Source organism: Mesorhizobium sp. B3-1-6, assembly GCF_006439555.1.
Classification (GTDB): Bacteria; Pseudomonadota; Alphaproteobacteria; order Rhizobiales; family Rhizobiaceae; genus Mesorhizobium.
Genome location: NZ_VFTM01000001.1, coordinates 430,903 through 446,493, shown reverse-complemented (window position 1 = coordinate 446,493; position 15,591 = coordinate 430,903). Strand labels below are relative to the sequence as shown.

The following is a 15,591-nucleotide window of genomic DNA, read 5'->3' as shown; positions in this document are numbered from 1 at the left end:
CGACGCCGACGGTTCTGAGACAGCGTCGAGGCGTCGAACACCTTGTCCGTCAGCTTCAGCCGCAGGAACCAGCGGTAAGCGACATTGACCTCGATCTCGCGAACCAACTGCCGCTCCGAGCGCACGCCGAACAGGTAGCCGAGGAACAGCGCCTTGAACATCAAGGTCGGATCGAGCGGCGGTCGGCCATTGTCGGCGCAGTAGAGCGGCGCTGTTAGATCGTGGATGAAGGAAAAGTCGATCGCGCGATCAATCTTGCGCAACAGGTGGTCAGCCGGAACCAGCTGATCCAACGTCACCATCTCGAGCGCAGTCTGTTCAGGGGCGGGTCGCTTCAACATGACCCAGTGAATCAAAAACCCCCGGCAAATGCCAGAGGTTTGTCAGCAGTCTGAGGGCGGCGCTTGCGCCGCCCTTTTTTTTGGTTTGCGGAAGTCGCGAGGCCTCGACGATGGCCTATGCCGATGCGTTCCTGGTCATCATGGTGGCTTTCGTCATCGCCACGGCGCTGGTGCCGTTCCTGCGCAACGTGACGCCGAAGGCGCCGCCGCCGGATGCCCATTGAGCGCAACCGGCGGAGGCCGGTGCGGACGCTGCCCTGCGATACGAACAGTAGGCTCACCCTTACAGCCAGCCGCCCGAAAATCCGGCCCGTCGCAGGCCCGTGGCAATTGCCGGCACGCTTCGCATCAGCCGCCACAGGAAATCGGACCTGTAATTTTCGATCATCAACACTATCGGCCCCTGATTGATGCCGAGATGGTCCGGCGACACCCAGCCGCAAGGCCGGCCTTCAATGGCGGCGATCGTTGGATTGAAGCTCGCGGTGAAGCCGTAGGGATTGCCGTCGTGCAGGTCGATTTCGTGGAAGTAGCGCAGCGCCGGCAGCACGATCTCCGGCGCAAACGGCAAGGAGGCGATCGCCGCCCATGGCGACAGCGTGCCGTCATCGGGACCGAAAGGCGCGCCGCGCGCCAGGTAGTTGAAGAAGCGACGTCCACCGGCCTGGTTCTGTTGCGGGCCCGGGCCGTCGCTGGCCGTGAGGCCCCAGCAATTCTCCCCGTAGCCAGTGAAGCCCTTGGGATTGCGGATGGCATAGTCGCGCTGGAGAAAGGTCGCCTGCCGGCTGTTCTCGAAATAGTCGCTGCCGACATTGCGCATGAAGACATCGCGAATGCCGCGAAAATCGATCCAGATATGCGAGAACTGATGGATGAAGAGCGGACCGGCATAGACAAGGTCCCGGCCATAGATCGTCTTCCATCTATAGCTCGGCAGCCAGGCGGCGTAGCTCTCGGGCGACAATGGGAAAGTCGGCGAGCCGAGGCCCAGCATGTAGAGGATCAGCGCCTCGTCATAGCCTTCCCAGCGGTAACGCAGGAAGCCTTTTTCGGGCCGCCAGCCATGGGTGACGGTGGCGCCGCCATTCTGGGCCCAGCGCCAGTCGGTGCGGCGGTAGAGCGCATCGGCGAGCCGGCGGATCTCCAGTTCGAATTCGTCGTCGGCGTCGAAATAGGCGCCGGCCGTCAGGATACCGGCAAGCAGAAGCGCGGTATCGATGGTGGACAATTCGCAGTTCCAGACGCGGCGTCCGGTCCGCATGTCGAGGAAATGATAATAGAAGCCCTTGTAGCCGGTGGCGTCGGGCTCCGGCCCATGCGGCGCATTCCAGAAGAAGCGGAGCGTGGCGAGCGTCCGCTCGACAGCGGCGGCGCGTGTCATGAAACCGCGCTCGACTCCGACAGGATAGGACGACAAAGCGAGGCCGACGGCGGCTATGCTGGCGGGCGATGCCGCGGTGTTGCGGTCGGCGACCAGGCCGTTGACCGGATTGGCCTCCTTCAGAAAATAGTCGAAGGACAGACGTTGGATGTCTGAAAGAAGCTCGTCGTTCAGCGCGTGTTCGCTCGATGCATCCATGGTTGCCGATATAGACGCTTTCGCAGCGCTTCAAAGCTTTCTGACGGGTCAATCCTAAGTGAGGAAGCGAAGCTTGGCTGCCGCGCCAACCGCCCCGACGCCCGATCGAACTTTCCGGCCACTCAGCGCGCCACCGGGCGATGGCCGCCGGGCAGGCGGGTGACGATCAGCTTGTCGATGCGGCGGCCGTCGAGGTCGACCACCTCGAAGCGCCAGCCTTGCGCGTCGACGCACTCGCCGGTCGTCGGCAGATGGTGGAGATGTGACAGCACATAGCCGGCGACGGTTTCGTAGTCGCGGTTTTCGGGCAGGTCGATGCCCAGCACCTCAGCCATCTCGTCGGCCTGCATGTAGCCGGCCAGCAGCCACGAGCCGTCATCGCGCTTGACGGCGTTCTCTTCCTCGCCCGCCTCGAGGTCGGAGCGGAACACGCCGGTGATGGCTTCGAGGATGTCGGCCGGCGTGACGATGCCTTCGAAATGGCCGTATTCGTCATGAACGAGCGCCATCGGCACGTCCGATTCCCTAAGCTTCTGCAGCACGTCGAGCGCGTCGGCCTGGTCATGCACGATGGGGGCGGCGCGCACATGCTGGCGCGGATCCAGCACCCTGCCGGCGAGAAGGGCGGCCAGCACGTCGCGCGTCTGGATGACGCCGACCATGGCGTCGACATTGCCGTCGCCGACGGGCAGGCGCGAGTGCTGGGTATCCATCAGAAGCTTTTTGACGGCGGTCTCGTCGGACTGCAGGTTCAGCCAGTCGACCTCGGTGCGCGGCGTCATGACGGCGCGCACGGCGCGGTCGCCGAGGCGCATGACGCCGGCGATCATGCGGCGCTCGTCGGATTCGATGGTGCCGTGATGCTCGGCCTCGGCGACCAGCATCTTGATCTCCTCGTCGGTGACCTTCTCTTCCGCCTCGCCGGCCTGGCCGAGCAGCCACAGAACGGCGCGGCCGGAAATGTCGAGCAGGAAGACGACCGGCGCCGAGATGGTGGCAATGATGGTCATTGCGGGCGCCGCGCGGACGGCGACGCGCTCGGGATCGCGCAGCGCGATCTGCTTCGGCACAAGCTCGCCGACGATCAGCGAGGCATAGGTGATGATTGCGACGACGATGCCGACGCCGACAGGGTCGGCGATGTTTTCGCGGATGCCGGTCGTGGCCAGATACTGCGCCAGCCTTTCGCCGAGGGTCGCGCCCGAGAACGCGCCCGAAAGAACGCCGACGAGCGTGATGCCGATCTGCACCGAGGACAGGAATTTGCCGGGGTTCGAGCCCAGCGCCAGCGCGCGGCCGGCGCCCTTGACGTTGCGGTCGATCATCGCCTTGAGGCGGGCGGGCCGCGACGAGACGATGGCAAGCTCCGACATTGCCAGAAGGCCGTTCACGCAGATGAGGACGGCAACGACGGCGATTTCAACATAAAGCATGGGCGGTCAATAGCATTGCTGCAGTGCATTCGAAAATAGCTTGTCGGTATTTTTGGAACATGACAGGCGCGCTGTTCAAGCCGCATCCCAGATCGGCGCCGAGAAATGCCCGACAAGCGCGTCGATGACGACGCGCACCTTCGGCGTCAGCGCGCGCATGGCGGGCGCGCCGTCATTGCGGCGTCTTCAGCACGCCGATCACGGCCATGCCGTCGGTGAAATAGGGATCGCCGCCGCCGTTGCGTCCGGCCTTGGTGGCGCCGATCCCCGGTATCTCGCTGGTGGATGCCAGCAGATCGGCGGCCTTCAGGTCGCCGATCAGGAAGTCGCGCTCGGCGTCGATGTCGGGGCCGATATGGTGGGTGACGGCGCCCGTATCGTGGCTGAGGCCGACGCCGCGATCGAAGCTCGCGGCGCCCAGCCAGAGCGGACGGCCGTCGTCGCCGACCGTATCCGTCTGCCAGAAGCGGACGTGGTGGCGCCGGTCGGCGCTGCCTCCGATCGGCTTTTCGAAGGCGAGGTCCTGGGCACGGCCCTCGAACAAAAGGCGGCTCATCGGCGCATCGGGGTAGGGGCGGGAAAACAAGACGCTTTCGCCGATGTCGATCGCGGTCCGCAGCGTCACGGCATCGGCCGTATCCCAGCCGGCGACGGCGAAGGCGTGGACGACTTCCTTCTCGGTGCCGACCAGGCCGACATTGATCGGGTCGCCGGGAATGCCTTGCGGCGTGTGCGTCACCATCTCGAAGGGCCGCGTGCGGAAGCCGCGCTCCCTCCAGGTCCAGAATTCCGGCGCGGCGAGATAGGCGAGCGCCAAATAGAAGGCACAAAACGCCACCAGCCAGATCGCCGCCCGCCGTCTTAAGCTTCGTTGGCTCATGAATGCCGCCCGACCCGTATGGTATCTGTTGCGCTACAATCATGGGAAATCAATGGCCAGCGATCTGGAGACCATTTATCATTATTTATCGCTAAAGGGGGGTGCGAATGGGGCGGACAAAGACAAGCCACGGGAAAATGGCGCTGACCGCGGAGCTTGTCGCGAGGGTCGAGCGCATGGAGCCCGATCCCGGTCCCGAGCCCGGAACTGACGAACACAGCGATGCCGAATTTGACGATCTGGCCGAACAGCTGCTTGCGCAATATCGGCCTGAGACGCTCTGGGTCTTTGCCTATGGCTCGCTGATCTGGAATCCGGAGTTCATCTATGAAGAGCAGCGTCCAGCCATCGCGCCAGGGTGGCATCGCTCATTCTGCCTGACGCTGACACGTTGGCGCGGAACGCGTGAGTTGCCAGCGCTGATGCTGGCGCTCGACCGGGGAGGCAGTTGCAACGGCATCGCCTACCGGCTGCCGCCGGAGGACCATTTTGGGCAAATCGTCCAACTGCTTCGTCGCGAAATAGACGCGAACCCGCCGACCAATGTGCCCTGCTGGATCAAGCTCCGGACCAAGGACGGACCGTTGCGTGCCCTGGCCTTTGTCGCCGCACCCCAAGGAAGGGCCTATGCCGGCAAGCTGGCGCTGGAGCAGGTTGCGCACACGCTGGCGCGCGCCGCCGGGCATTGGGGCTCCTCGGCGCAATATCTTTTCCGAACGGTCGCCAAACTGGAGGAAAGCGGGATTCGCGACAGAAACCTTTGGCGTATCCAGGATCTGGTCGCCCGGCAGATCATCGCCGCCACCGAAGCCCCAGGCTGATCTAGCGGCAGGCGCGGTAGCCGCTTTTGCGGTTCTTGATGTCGAAATGGAAGTGGTTGCGGTGGTCGTAATTGTAGCCGGGGCCGAGCACCGTGGTGAAATACTCGCAACCGTCGGCGCGCACATTGTTGAGGAAGCCGCGCGTGCGGAAGGCGAACAGGCCGGGCTTGCGGACATCGATGTCATCGCCATTGTTGAGCTCGATGCTCATGACGTCGAGGGCGTTGCCCTTGCCGTGCTCGGACAGGACGCCTTCGCCGGCGATGTTGCGGCAGGAATAGCTGGAGCCCTGGTGGATCGCCTTGACGCCGGAGAAATAGCGCCAGCGGGCGGCCGGCTGCAGCTCGTTCTTCGTCCAGGCGGCAAAGGTGGCGGCCATGTTGCAGGTCAGCGTTGCGGCCGGCTTCATGGCGACGCTGCCGATGGCCGAAACTTTTACCGGGAAATCGATGCCGCACTGGCCTTCATGGATCGGCTGGATGTCCTGATAGACGACGCCCATCCGCTTCAACTCGTTGCGGCAGTCGATCTCGCTGGCCGGCAACTGCTCGCCGGGCGACATCGGCTCGTCCATGCGCGGATAGGCGGCCTCGGTCATGTAGGGATTGGACGGAACGAGGCGCTGCATTCCGGAATATTGCGGCGCGTCGGGCTGCGGCACGGCTGCCGTCTGGCTGCCGACATCGACGGCCGGCTGCAGCGCAAAGACGTCGCCCGTCGTACAGGCCGATATGGTCGCGATGGCAACGCCCGCGGCCAGCCCTGCGATCGTGACGCGCACACGCTTGTTCCGTAGCGCCAAGCCAAGCATGGCGCCAAGTCTTCGAGCCATTGAAAGGCGTCCTTGTCCCCGAATGGCACAAGATTAATCGCCAAGAGTAAAGGAAAGATCAGCGGCCCCATTCACGCATGGGGCGGAATTGCGGCGCTGTTCTTGCCGGACGTGACCAGAGACTTTCGATATCGCGCTTACTGGCAAAAAGTGCCGCCGTGGCGGCGCGGTTCCAGGTCGAGGTGGAAATGCAGCGCATGGTCGGCGTCGGCGCCCGGTCCGAGCACCGTCTTGAACGGCCCGCAGGCAGCCTTGCGCACCGCGTTGAGGAACTTCGCGTCCTTCTCCGGCGGCGCCGGCCCGACCTCGATCGTCCTCCCGTCCGACAAGGTGAAGCTGGCGATGTCGAGCGCGTTGCCGAAGGCGTGTTCCGACAGTTTGCGCGTGCCGTGGCGCGGCCGGCAGACAAAGGCCGAAGTCTGGTTGATCGACTTCAGGTCGGCCCCGAGTTCGGCCTTCGCCGTGGGTTGGACCACATCGGCCATGAAGCGCGCGGCCGCCTCCGCCATCTGGCAGTTGAGCTCGGTGCCGGGACTGATACCGATGGATTTGCCAAGCGTTTTCAAAATTATCGGATAGGGAATCGAGCAGCCGATTTCCGCGTCGTGCTCGGCCTTGTGCTCCTCGAATTCGATGCCAAGCGCCTTCAGCCTTTCCCGGCATGCGGTTTCCTCCGCCGGCATCTTGTCGGCCGGCATCTCGGCGGAACGCGGATCGGGAGGCATCTTTTCCTCGCCCGGCGGTTCGGGTTTTTCCGATGGTTGCGGCCCAGTTTCCGGCGGCTCGGGCTCCAGTTCGGTGGGCTTCTGCGGGGGCGTGGGTACGACATCCGGCGTCTGCGGTTCGGATTGCGTCCGCGGCCCGGATTGAGCGCCCTTCGAACGTGGCGGGCGGGCATCCCATTTCGGATGCGACTTGTCCTGGTTGAGAAAGTCGTCATTGCTGTCGAGGCGGCTTTTGTCTCGCCCGGACCTATCGGCGCCGTTCTCCATATCCCGCGGACGCGACCCCGGAACCGGTGTCGCCGCAGGCGTTTGCGGCGCCGGAGCGGCGCTTTGGCCGGCCGGCGGCAGGTGCCTCTTATGCCGATGATGATGCTTGGCGGCGGCCGGCGTAACCAGCAGGATCGCAGCCGCCACAGGCAGCGCCAGTCTGCAAAATCGTGAAAGGCTCAGCGTTGCCATCGCCCGGAAACGGCGGTCGCGTCGCGAAGTTGCCTGCGCGACCCGCCTTGCCGATCACAATCGGTTACCGGCGCGTTACGCGCCGATGGCTTCAAGGCCTTCCTCCAGCCAGTCGGCAAGCATCGGCAGGCCGAGCAGATACTTGGCCGTGCGCTTCCTGGGACGCTCCCTAGCCGCGGCCACCGCGTCCGCCCATTCGGATGCGTCATAGTCGCCGCGTCCGACCCAGGCGAGCGCGATCAGTTCGGCCGCTTCGTCGATATTGAGATCGTTGATCAGCTCGCGGAATTCCTCCTCGGTGAGGTCTTCCGAGGCTTCCTCGACAAGGCCGTCATGGTGATGGCTGGCATGGGTGTCGCCGTCGAACTCGATCTCGTGCTCGGCGCCGTCGTCATAGTCCTCGTTTACGGCGGCGCTCAGCGCCTTGGCCTTGAGGATGAACAGGCGCACCGTGTCCGGATCGATCGAAAGGTCCCACTCCTTCTCGAGGCGCTGCTGCACGATCCTTCTCCACGTGATGCGCTTGGCCCCGATGATAGCGGAATTAAAGCGCGCGTCACGTCCGGCGGTAACGGCTTCTGTCCGGCCGTCCAAAATAGTTCGGCAGCTACCCGCATTTCGGGATGAAACCGCGCCAAGGCGGCGTTAATCTGGCATTGTCACGCTCATGGAGGCTTCGATGCGCAGACGTTTGCTTGTTCAGGTCATGGCTATTGCGGCGCTGCCGCTGTTCGTTGCGCCGGCTTTTGCAGCTGGTGAAGGCGGCAGCAGCGGTGGCCAGACGACCACCACCTGCAAGAAGGGCGAGGTTTGGGACAAGAAAAAGAAGAAGTGCGTCGTGCCGCAATATGGCATGCTGGATGATGACAGCATCTATGAGGCCGGCCACGATCTGGCGATGGCCGGGCGCTATGACGAGGCGATCTCGGTGCTGACGCTCGCCGCCAACAAGCAGGATCCGCGCATCCTCAATTATCTCGGCTATTCGCATCGCCATTCCGGCCGCGTCACGGTCGGCCTTGGCTATTACGAGGAAGCGCTTCGCATCGACCCGAACTACACGCTGGTGCGCGAATATCTCGGCGAAGCGCATCTGCAGATCGGCGATCTCGCCGGCGCCCAGCAGCAGCTCCAGGAAATCGAAAAGCGGACCGGCAAGGGCTCGCGCGAATACGGCATGCTGTCCGAGCAGATCGATCATTTCCTGAGGAGCTGAGCAGGGCCCGACGTCTCTCGAACCGGCTGTGATTGCTCACAGCCGGTTTTTGTTGCTCGCCGTCAGCCGCGGGCCCGCGAAAGCGGTGATCATTTTGCCGAACTTCAATTTTTGGGCGTGAAAATCGCGCGAAGATCGCTATATTCAGGGAAATTGTGGTGAAACGGTTCCGTTAGCCCGAGGCTGCCGGACCGTTTTCTTTTTGTACCCATTTGACAAGGTTGCTCCCGAAAAGCGGGGGTGGCGGCAGGAAAGGTCAGGCATATGATCAAGGTCCCGATGACAGGCGAGGGGTTCGCGTCATTGAAGGAAGAACTTCGCTGGCGTCAGCAGGAGGAACGTCCCCGTATCATCGAGGCGATCTCCGAAGCGCGCTCGCATGGCGACCTGTCGGAAAATGCCGAATATCACGCGGCGAAGGAGTCGCAGAGCCACAATGAGGGCCGCATCAACGAGCTCGAGGATCTGATCGCGCGGGCCGAGGTCATCGACGTCTCCAAGCTTTCCGGCGACAAGGTGAAGTTCGGCGCGACCGTCGTGCTCGTCGACGAGGACACCGAGGAAAAGAAGACCTACCAGATCGTCGGCGACCAGGAAGCGGACGTGAAGTCCGGCCGCATCTCGATCTCCTCGCCGATCGCGCGGGCGCTCATCGGCAAGGAAGTCGGCGACGCCATCGAGGTCAATGCTCCGGGTGGCGCCAGAGGCTACGAGATCGTCCAGGTGCAGTTTATCTAGCAGCTCAGGCTGGCGCCTTCGATCGGAGCGCCAGCAGCCGTTCCGCTTCCGCTATCACCTCAGCCGCCGTGATCTTGCCGCTGGCCGGCGCCATCAAGGTCGACGCAAACTTCCCGCGCGGGCCGGTGAGACCCGGTTCCGTCGCCAGGAAGATGGCGACCGTCGGCAGGCCGAAGGCGCTGGCGAGGTGGGTGAGGCCAGTGTCGGCGCCGATGACTAGCGTCGAGCGGCCGAGGAGCGCGGCGACGTCCGCGAGCGGCGATTTGGCAACCAGCACCGTCCCTGGCACGGCACCGGCAACGGCTTCCGCCACTTTCTTTTCCGCCTCGTTCGACCAAGTGACCACCGGCGTGAACTGCCGGTCGGCCAGCTGGTGCGCGGTTTCGATCCAATCCTCGACCGGCCATTTCTTGTCCTCGCGGCTGGTGCCGTGCAGCAGGAGGGCGGTTCTGCCTTCAATGCCGGCCGGATTGCCCGCCGGCGGCACGATGCCGGAGTCGAGCGTCGACAGGTCAGGCTGATAGCCAAGCGCCAGCCCGAACAGCCGCCTGGTGCGCTCTATGGCATGCAGGTCGCGCGGCACGGCATATTTGCGCTGATAAAACAGCGTCGCCGATGGCTCGCGGGCGCTCGCCCGATCGAAGCCGGCAATCGGCGCGCCGGCCTGTATGGCGACCAGGGCCGACTTCAACAAGCCTTGGGCGTCGATGACGAGATCGTAGCGGGAGGCGCGCAGCGCTTTGCGCAGTCCGGCCATCTCGCGCCATGTGGTGCCGTCGAGAAGCCGCTTGCGCCAGCGCCGGACCGCCACCTTGTGGATCACTCCAATGGCTGGGTGCAGCGCAACGATCCCGGCAAACGCCTCCTCCACGCACCAGTCGAAATTTATGTCGGGGCGGTTGCGCACCGCGTCCTCGACGGCGGGAAAGGTGTGAATGACATCGCCCATCGACGATGTCTTGACGATCAGCACTTTCATGCGGCTGCCGGAACCTCGAGCAAGCGGTCGGCCGCGGCTGTAACGCGGGCGACATCGAGCGTCTTCAGGCAGTTGAGATGGCCGAGCGGGCAGACCTTCTTGTGGCAGGGCGAGCAGGACAGATGCAGCCAGATCAGTTCGGAGCGGTCGCCGAGCGGCGGCGTGTTTTGCGGCGAGGTCGAACCGTAAACGGCCACGATCGGGGTGCCGACGGCGGCCGCGACATGCATCAGTCCGCTGTCGTTCGACACCGCAAGCTTCGCCGCGGCGATCAGGTCGATGGCGTCCTCCAGCCGCGTCTTGCCGGCAAGGTCGACGGCGCCCGGGGCAAGTGCTGCGATCTCACCGGTCACATCGGCATCATTCTTCGAGCCGAGCAGGACGACGCCCAGTCCCCTGGCCATCATGTCCCGGGCAAGCCCGGCATAATGATCGCTCGGCCAGCGTTTTGCCGGGCCGAACTCGGCGCCGGGCATGAGCGCCACGAATTTCTCGCCCGCCAGCCCGAAGCGCGCCAGCAAATCCGCCTGGTTGGCCTCGTCGACGGTAAGCCTCGGCGCGCGAAAGGTGCCGCCGCGCGCGAGGCCGAAATAGGCGCGCGCCGTGCGCCGTTTCAGCGCTTCGGGCAGCGGCACGACATCGGTCAGCAGGCCATAGCGCATCTCGCGCAAATTGCCGACACGATGCGGGATGCGGGCAAAGAACGGGATCAGCGCCGATTTCCAGCTCCCCGGCAGCACATAGGCCATGTCGTAGCGGCCGCGCAGCAGGCGGCCGAAGCGCCGGCGGCTGCGGAATTCGAGCGCTCCCGGCATCAGCGGAAAGTCGATCTGGCTGCGTATCTCGGGCATGCGCTTGACCAGTGGTGCCGCCCAGGCCGGCGCCAGCACGTCGATGGCGGCGTGCGGATGCCTTTCCTTCAGCGCCGCAAACAGGCACTGCGCCATGACCATGTCGCCCACCCAGCGTGGGCCGATCACGAGGATCGTTGGGCCTTCAGCCATTCGACATAGTCCCTGACGCCGGTTTCGACTGTACGGAATTGGCCATTGTAGCCGGCCGCGCGCAAGCGGGACATATCAGCCTGTGTGAAACTCTGGTAGCTGCCCTTGAGATGGTCAGGGAAGGGGATGAATTCGATCTCGCCCTTGCCCAGCGTGTCGATGACCGTCTCGGCGATGGCGCGGAACGGCTGGGCGCGGCCGGTGCCGCAATTGAAGATGCCGCTCGTGCCGCGTTTCCACAGCCACAGATTGACCTCCGCGACGTCGCCGACATGGATGAAGTCGCGGCTCTGCTCGCCGGGGCCGAAATCGCCATAAGCGCCGAACAGCTTCGGGTTTTCGCCGCGTTCGACCTGGTTGAACAGATGGAAAGCGACCGAAGCCATGGCGCCCTTATGCGCCTCGCGCGGTCCATAGACGTTGAAATAGCGCAGGCCCGCCACCTGCGAATGATCGGTGTCGAAGACGTTACGGCGGACATAGTCGTCGAACAGCTTCTTCGAATAGGCATAGACGTTGAGCGGGCGCTCGCACTCCGGCTCTTCGCGAAATTCTGAGCCGCCGCCATAGACCGACGCCGAGGAGGCATAGAGGAACGGGACACGCAGTCCGAGGCAGGCATGCAGCAGGCGCTTGGAATAGGCGTAGTTCACCTCCATCATGAACTTGCCGTTCCATTCGGTGGTGGTCGAGCAGGCGCCTTGATGGAAGACGGCCTCGATGCGGCCGAGCGCGCCGTCCTCGATCCGGGCGAGAAAATCGTCCTTGTCGAGATAGTCGGCGATGCGCAGGTCGGCGAGGTTGGCGATCTTGTGGCCGTCGGTGAGGTCGTCGACGACGACGATGTCGTCATGCCCCTCGGCGTTGAGAGCGGCGACGATGTTGGAGCCGATCATGCCGGCGCCGCCCGTGACAATGATCATGCTTTTCAGCCTTGCTCCGTTGCCGATTCCGGCCCTTATAGGGGAGGTGGACGGGAGTGTCGATAAAGCAGGCGCTCCGGTGCATCACAGTGAAGCCGCAAAGCTCCCGCTTCAGTAGGCATTCGCTACCCGCAGTACCATGAGGGACCAAGAATGCCGTCGACCGAACTGCTCATCGCGTTCTTCGCCACCACGGCGATCTTCGCCTATATACCCGGCCCCGCCATGCTTTATGCGGCGGCGCAGACCATGGCGCGCGGGCGCTGGTCCGGGCTGACGGCGGCGCTGGGCATCCATCTCGGCGGCTATTTCCATGTCTTCGCGGCCGCCGCTGGCCTGTCCGTGCTGTTCCATGCCGTGCCGCCGCTCTACATGGCGGTCAAGCTCATCGGCGCGCTCTATCTGATCTGGCTCGGCGTTTGTCTCTTCCGCAAGCGCGCGGATGGCGAGACGGCGCTGCCCGCGATCGAGCGGAAATCGGCCCGCCGGGCCTTTTTTGAGAGCATCACCGTCGAGGTGCTCAATCCCAAGACGGCGATCTTCTTCATGGCGTTCCTGCCGCAGTTCATCGACGCTTCGGCGGCGTTGCCGGTCTGGCTGCAGTTCGTGGTGCTGGGAACCATCGTCAATCTGATGTTTTCCTCGGCCGACATCGCTTGCGTGTTCCTGGCCGGCGCGATGATTGCGCGGCTGCGGCGTTCAGGACGCGCGCAGCGGCTGATGCAGCGTGCGGGTGGCGCCGTGCTGGTCGGCCTCGGCGTCCATGTCGCCCTTCAGAGGAGCTGATTGCGCAGCCGTCTCCGGCTTGGGTCCGCGTCGGGCCTGCCGTTGCGCTCGCCCGAATTGCGGTATATCGGCATCGCCTTGAGCAGCCCACGCCACAATTCCGGCGCTGAAACCTAATCAAGTCCGGCCGTCTTCAGGCAGACCTCGAGTGAGATGATCAAGCACAATCCGCCTTCTCCGGAACCTTTGCATCGCACCATCGCCCGGTTCGGCGACGTCACCGTGCTGGTGGTGGGCGATTTCATCCTCGACCGCTTCGTCAGCGGCGTGATCGAGCGCATCTCGCCGGAGGCTCCCATCCCCGTGCTGCATGGCAAAGGCGAGTCGCTGAACATGGGCGGCGCCGGCAATGTCGTATCCAACATCGTTTCGCTGGGTGCTGCCGCCATCCCCGTTTCGGTGATCGGCGCCGACCAGGCGGGTAACAATCTGATGCGCATGCTGGACGAGATCGGCGTCGACACCGATGGGCTCCTGCAGCGCCAGGACCGCATGACCTCGTCGAAAAGCCGCTTCAGCGCGCTCAACCAGCAGGTGCTGCGTTTCGACGAGGAAGAGATCAAACCGCTCACTTCCGCCGAGCGGGCGAAGCTTATCGATCACTTCCAGGCCGCGCTTGGCCGTGCCGACATCGTCATCCTCTCCGATTACGGCAAGGGCATCCTGCTCGACGGCGTCGCCGGCGAGCTGATCGCGATCTGCCGCGATGCCGGCAAGCCGGTGCTGGTCGATCCGAAGGGGCGCGATTACGCGCGCTATGCAGGTGCTACGGCAGTGACGCCGAACCGCAAGGAGCTTGGCGAGGCGGTCGGGCGCAAGGTGTTCGGCGACGACGAGATCGTAGCCGCTGCGCGCGATCTGATCGCCGCGCATGACTTCGAGTTCATCGTCGCCACGCGCAGCGAGAAGGGGATGAGCGTGGTCTCCGCCGAGGATGCCCGCCACATCTCCACCCAGGCGCGCGAAGTGTTCGACGTTTCCGGTGCCGGCGACACGGTCATCGCGAGCTTCGCGCTGTCGCTCGCCGCCGGCGCCGACCGGGTGCATGCCGCCGTCATTGCAAATGCGGCCGGCGGTGTCGTGGTGGGAAAACGCGGCACGGCGCGGCTGAACGTCGAGGAACTGTCCGGCGCGCTGTTCCGCTCACATGGGCCGACCGGTCACCAGGATGCCATCCTCGATTTCAACGCCGCAGCCAGGATGGTCGCCGCCTGGAAGGAAGAGGGACTGACCGTCGGCTTCACCAATGGCTGTTTCGATATCCTGCATGCCGGCCATGTCAGCCTGCTGCATGCCGCGCGCAGCCAGTGCGACCGGCTGGTGCTCGGCCTCAACAGCGACGCCTCGGTGCACCGGCTGAAAGGGCCGGGGCGCCCGGTCAACAACCAGCATGATCGCGCCTGCGTGCTGGCCGCGCTCGCGTCGGTCGATGCCGTCGTCGTCTTCGAGGAAGACACGCCGCTGAAGCTGATCGAGGCGCTTCTGCCGGACATCCTGGTCAAAGGCGCGGATTACACGGTCGAGACCGTGGTCGGCGCCGATGTGGTGCAGAAGGCGGGCGGGCGCGTGGTGCTGGTCGATCTCGTCGCCGGCAAGAGCACGACGAACACGATCGGCAAGCTGCGTGCCACAAACTGAGGATCTCATGTCTGAATTGAACGACTATTTGGCCCGCTCGGCGGCGGCGATCTCGGCGATGGTCGAGCGTGACCTCACCCAGGAGATGGAGCGTGCCGTCACGGCCGTCGTCGAAGCTCTGTCGCAAGGCAAGGCGCTGCTGATCTGCGGCAATGGCGGCTCGGCGAGCGACGCCATCCACATCGCCGGCGAGCTGGTCGGCCGCTTCCTGAAGGAGCGCAAGGCCTATAATGTCATCGCGCTGCCGGCCAATGCCGCAGTGCTGACTGCGTGGGGCAACGACTACGGTTTCGACACCGTGTTCTCGCGCCAGGTCGAGGCGCATGGTTCGAAAGGCGCGGTGCTGCTGGCCATCTCGACCAGCGGCAATTCACCGAGCATCCTTGCCGCGGCCGAGCAGGCGAGGGCGATGGGCATGACGGTGATCAGCCTGACCGGCGAGACCGGCGGCAAGCTCAGACCGCTGACCGACATCCTGCTCAACGTGCCGTCGACCTCGACGCCGATCATCCAGCAGGGGCATTTGTGCCTCTATCATCATCTGTGCGAGGCGGTCGAAGCGCGCCTGAGCGATGGCTGAGGGCGAGGCCGCCTTTCCGCTCGTCGAGCCCGGCCTATGGGTGGAGCGGATTGGTAGCAAGGTCTTTGCGGCCGACCGACCGGCACTGTTTCTCGACCGTGACGGCACCATCAATGTCGATACCGGCTATCCCGACAATCCGGCCGATGTAGTGCTGCGCGACGATATCATACTTGCCATCGAGGCCGCGAACCGGCGCGGGATTCCGGTCGTTGTCGTCACCAACCAGTCCGGCATCGCACGCGGCTATTTCGGCTGGGATGCGTTCGCCAGGGTCAACGAGCGCGTGCTCGGCCTCATGGCTGAACAAAACGCGTTTGTCGACATGGTGCTTGCCTGCGCCTACCACGACGCCGGCAAGGACCCGCTAGCGGTTGCCGACCATCCGATGCGCAAGCCCAATCCGGGCATGCTGCTGGAGGCGGGCCGGCGGCTCGGCCTCGATCTCAAGCGATCGCTGGTCGTCGGCGACAAGCCGGCCGATATGGAAGCCGGCCAGCGCGCCGGCCTTGCGCGTGGCTGGCTGGTCGACGGCGAAGGCTCGACGATGGACGGGCTCTCGGTTTTGCCGTTGCGCGGCGCTCATGACCTCGAGACGCTGCTTACCGCGATACGGTCGCTCTGATCGCGGGTTGATTCAAAGCCCCGAGCTAAACC

General features: G+C 64.4%; 17 protein-coding genes. 7 read left to right on the top strand and 10 right to left on the bottom strand.

Going from position 1 to position 15,591, the window contains the following annotated elements; translation table 11 throughout:
• The 4 genes from FJ414_RS02150 to FJ414_RS02135 all read right to left on the bottom strand — a co-directional run.
• On the bottom strand, positions 1-341 hold a 341-nt coding region (locus FJ414_RS02150; RefSeq protein WP_140640802.1), incomplete at its 3' end, for a transposase.
• 283 nt (positions 342-624) lie between these two features.
• A complete protein-coding gene (locus tag FJ414_RS02145; protein ID WP_140640800.1) occupies positions 625-1,920 on the bottom strand; it encodes a glucoamylase family protein in 1,296 nt (431 codons plus the stop codon).
• Between the two features lie 122 nt (positions 1,921-2,042).
• On the bottom strand, positions 2,043-3,353 hold the full coding sequence (locus FJ414_RS02140) for a hemolysin family protein (protein WP_140640798.1): 1,311 nt from the start codon (positions 3,351-3,353) through the stop codon (positions 2,043-2,045).
• A 172-nt stretch (positions 3,354-3,525) separates the two neighbouring features.
• Positions 3,526-4,233: an LssY C-terminal domain-containing protein gene (locus FJ414_RS02135; RefSeq protein WP_140640796.1), complete on the bottom strand. Its 708-nt coding sequence runs from the start codon at positions 4,231-4,233 to the stop codon at positions 3,526-3,528.
• A gap of 137 nt (positions 4,234-4,370) precedes the next feature.
• Between FJ414_RS02135 and FJ414_RS02130 the strand changes: the two genes are divergently transcribed.
• The gene (locus FJ414_RS02130) at positions 4,371-5,054 is read left to right on the top strand and encodes a gamma-glutamylcyclotransferase (protein WP_181181493.1); all 684 of its coding nucleotides are present in this window, start codon (positions 4,371-4,373) and stop codon (positions 5,052-5,054) included.
• Between the two features lies 1 nt (position 5,055).
• Here FJ414_RS02130 and FJ414_RS02125 read toward each other — a convergent pair whose 3' ends face one another.
• From FJ414_RS02125 to FJ414_RS02115, 3 genes are all read right to left on the bottom strand, one after another.
• Positions 5,056-5,865, bottom strand: a complete 810-nt coding sequence (locus FJ414_RS02125) for an extensin family protein (protein ID WP_140640870.1) — start codon at positions 5,863-5,865, stop codon at positions 5,056-5,058.
• A 158-nt stretch (positions 5,866-6,023) separates the two neighbouring features.
• Positions 6,024-7,025 carry an extensin family protein gene (locus FJ414_RS02120; RefSeq protein WP_246672272.1) on the bottom strand — a complete coding sequence of 334 codons (1,002 nt, stop codon included), beginning with the start codon at positions 7,023-7,025 and terminating at the stop codon, positions 6,024-6,026.
• A gap of 120 nt (positions 7,026-7,145) precedes the next feature.
• Complete coding sequence (locus FJ414_RS02115) at positions 7,146-7,571, bottom strand: DUF3775 domain-containing protein (RefSeq protein WP_140640790.1); 426 nt, start codon at positions 7,569-7,571, stop codon at positions 7,146-7,148.
• A gap of 178 nt (positions 7,572-7,749) precedes the next feature.
• Here FJ414_RS02115 and FJ414_RS02110 point away from each other — a divergent pair, with 178 nt between their 5' ends.
• The gene (locus tag FJ414_RS02110; protein ID WP_140640788.1) at positions 7,750-8,286 is read left to right on the top strand and encodes a tetratricopeptide repeat protein; all 537 of its coding nucleotides are present in this window, start codon (positions 7,750-7,752) and stop codon (positions 8,284-8,286) included.
• A 264-nt stretch (positions 8,287-8,550) separates the two neighbouring features.
• Positions 8,551-9,024, top strand: a complete 474-nt coding sequence (greA, locus tag FJ414_RS02105; RefSeq protein WP_027168132.1) for a transcription elongation factor GreA — start codon at positions 8,551-8,553, stop codon at positions 9,022-9,024.
• A 4-nt stretch (positions 9,025-9,028) separates the two neighbouring features.
• Here greA and waaC read toward each other — a convergent pair whose 3' ends face one another.
• From waaC to rfaD, 3 genes are read right to left on the bottom strand one after another with little or no spacing between them, the layout of a single operon-like run.
• Complete coding sequence (gene waaC, locus FJ414_RS02100; RefSeq protein WP_140640786.1) at positions 9,029-10,003, bottom strand: lipopolysaccharide heptosyltransferase I; 975 nt, start codon at positions 10,001-10,003, stop codon at positions 9,029-9,031.
• Positions 10,000-11,007 (bottom strand): lipopolysaccharide heptosyltransferase II, encoded by a 1,008-nt coding sequence (gene waaF / locus FJ414_RS02095; RefSeq protein ID WP_140640784.1) that lies wholly within the window; start codon positions 11,005-11,007, stop codon positions 10,000-10,002. Before waaF ends, waaC begins: the two co-directional genes overlap by 4 nt.
• A complete protein-coding gene (gene rfaD, locus FJ414_RS02090) occupies positions 10,980-11,930 on the bottom strand; it encodes an ADP-glyceromanno-heptose 6-epimerase (protein WP_140640782.1) in 951 nt (316 codons plus the stop codon). The genes waaF and rfaD overlap by 28 nt, the downstream gene beginning before the upstream one ends.
• Positions 11,931-12,083: 153 nt before the next feature.
• On the opposite strand from rfaD, the gene FJ414_RS02085 reads away from it, so the two are divergent.
• From FJ414_RS02085 to FJ414_RS02070, 4 genes are all read left to right on the top strand, one after another.
• A complete protein-coding gene (locus FJ414_RS02085) occupies positions 12,084-12,716 on the top strand; it encodes a LysE family translocator (protein ID WP_140640780.1) in 633 nt (210 codons plus the stop codon).
• A gap of 153 nt (positions 12,717-12,869) precedes the next feature.
• On the top strand, positions 12,870-14,354 hold the full coding sequence (gene rfaE1 / locus FJ414_RS02080; protein ID WP_140640778.1) for a D-glycero-beta-D-manno-heptose-7-phosphate kinase: 1,485 nt from the start codon (positions 12,870-12,872) through the stop codon (positions 14,352-14,354).
• A 7-nt stretch (positions 14,355-14,361) separates the two neighbouring features.
• Positions 14,362-14,934 carry an SIS domain-containing protein gene (locus FJ414_RS02075; protein ID WP_140640776.1) on the top strand — a complete coding sequence of 191 codons (573 nt, stop codon included), beginning with the start codon at positions 14,362-14,364 and terminating at the stop codon, positions 14,932-14,934.
• Positions 14,927-15,559 carry an HAD family hydrolase gene (locus tag FJ414_RS02070; protein WP_140640774.1) on the top strand — a complete coding sequence of 211 codons (633 nt, stop codon included), beginning with the start codon at positions 14,927-14,929 and terminating at the stop codon, positions 15,557-15,559. The genes FJ414_RS02075 and FJ414_RS02070 overlap by 8 nt, the downstream gene beginning before the upstream one ends.
• The last annotated feature ends 32 nt before the right edge of the window (positions 15,560-15,591 follow it).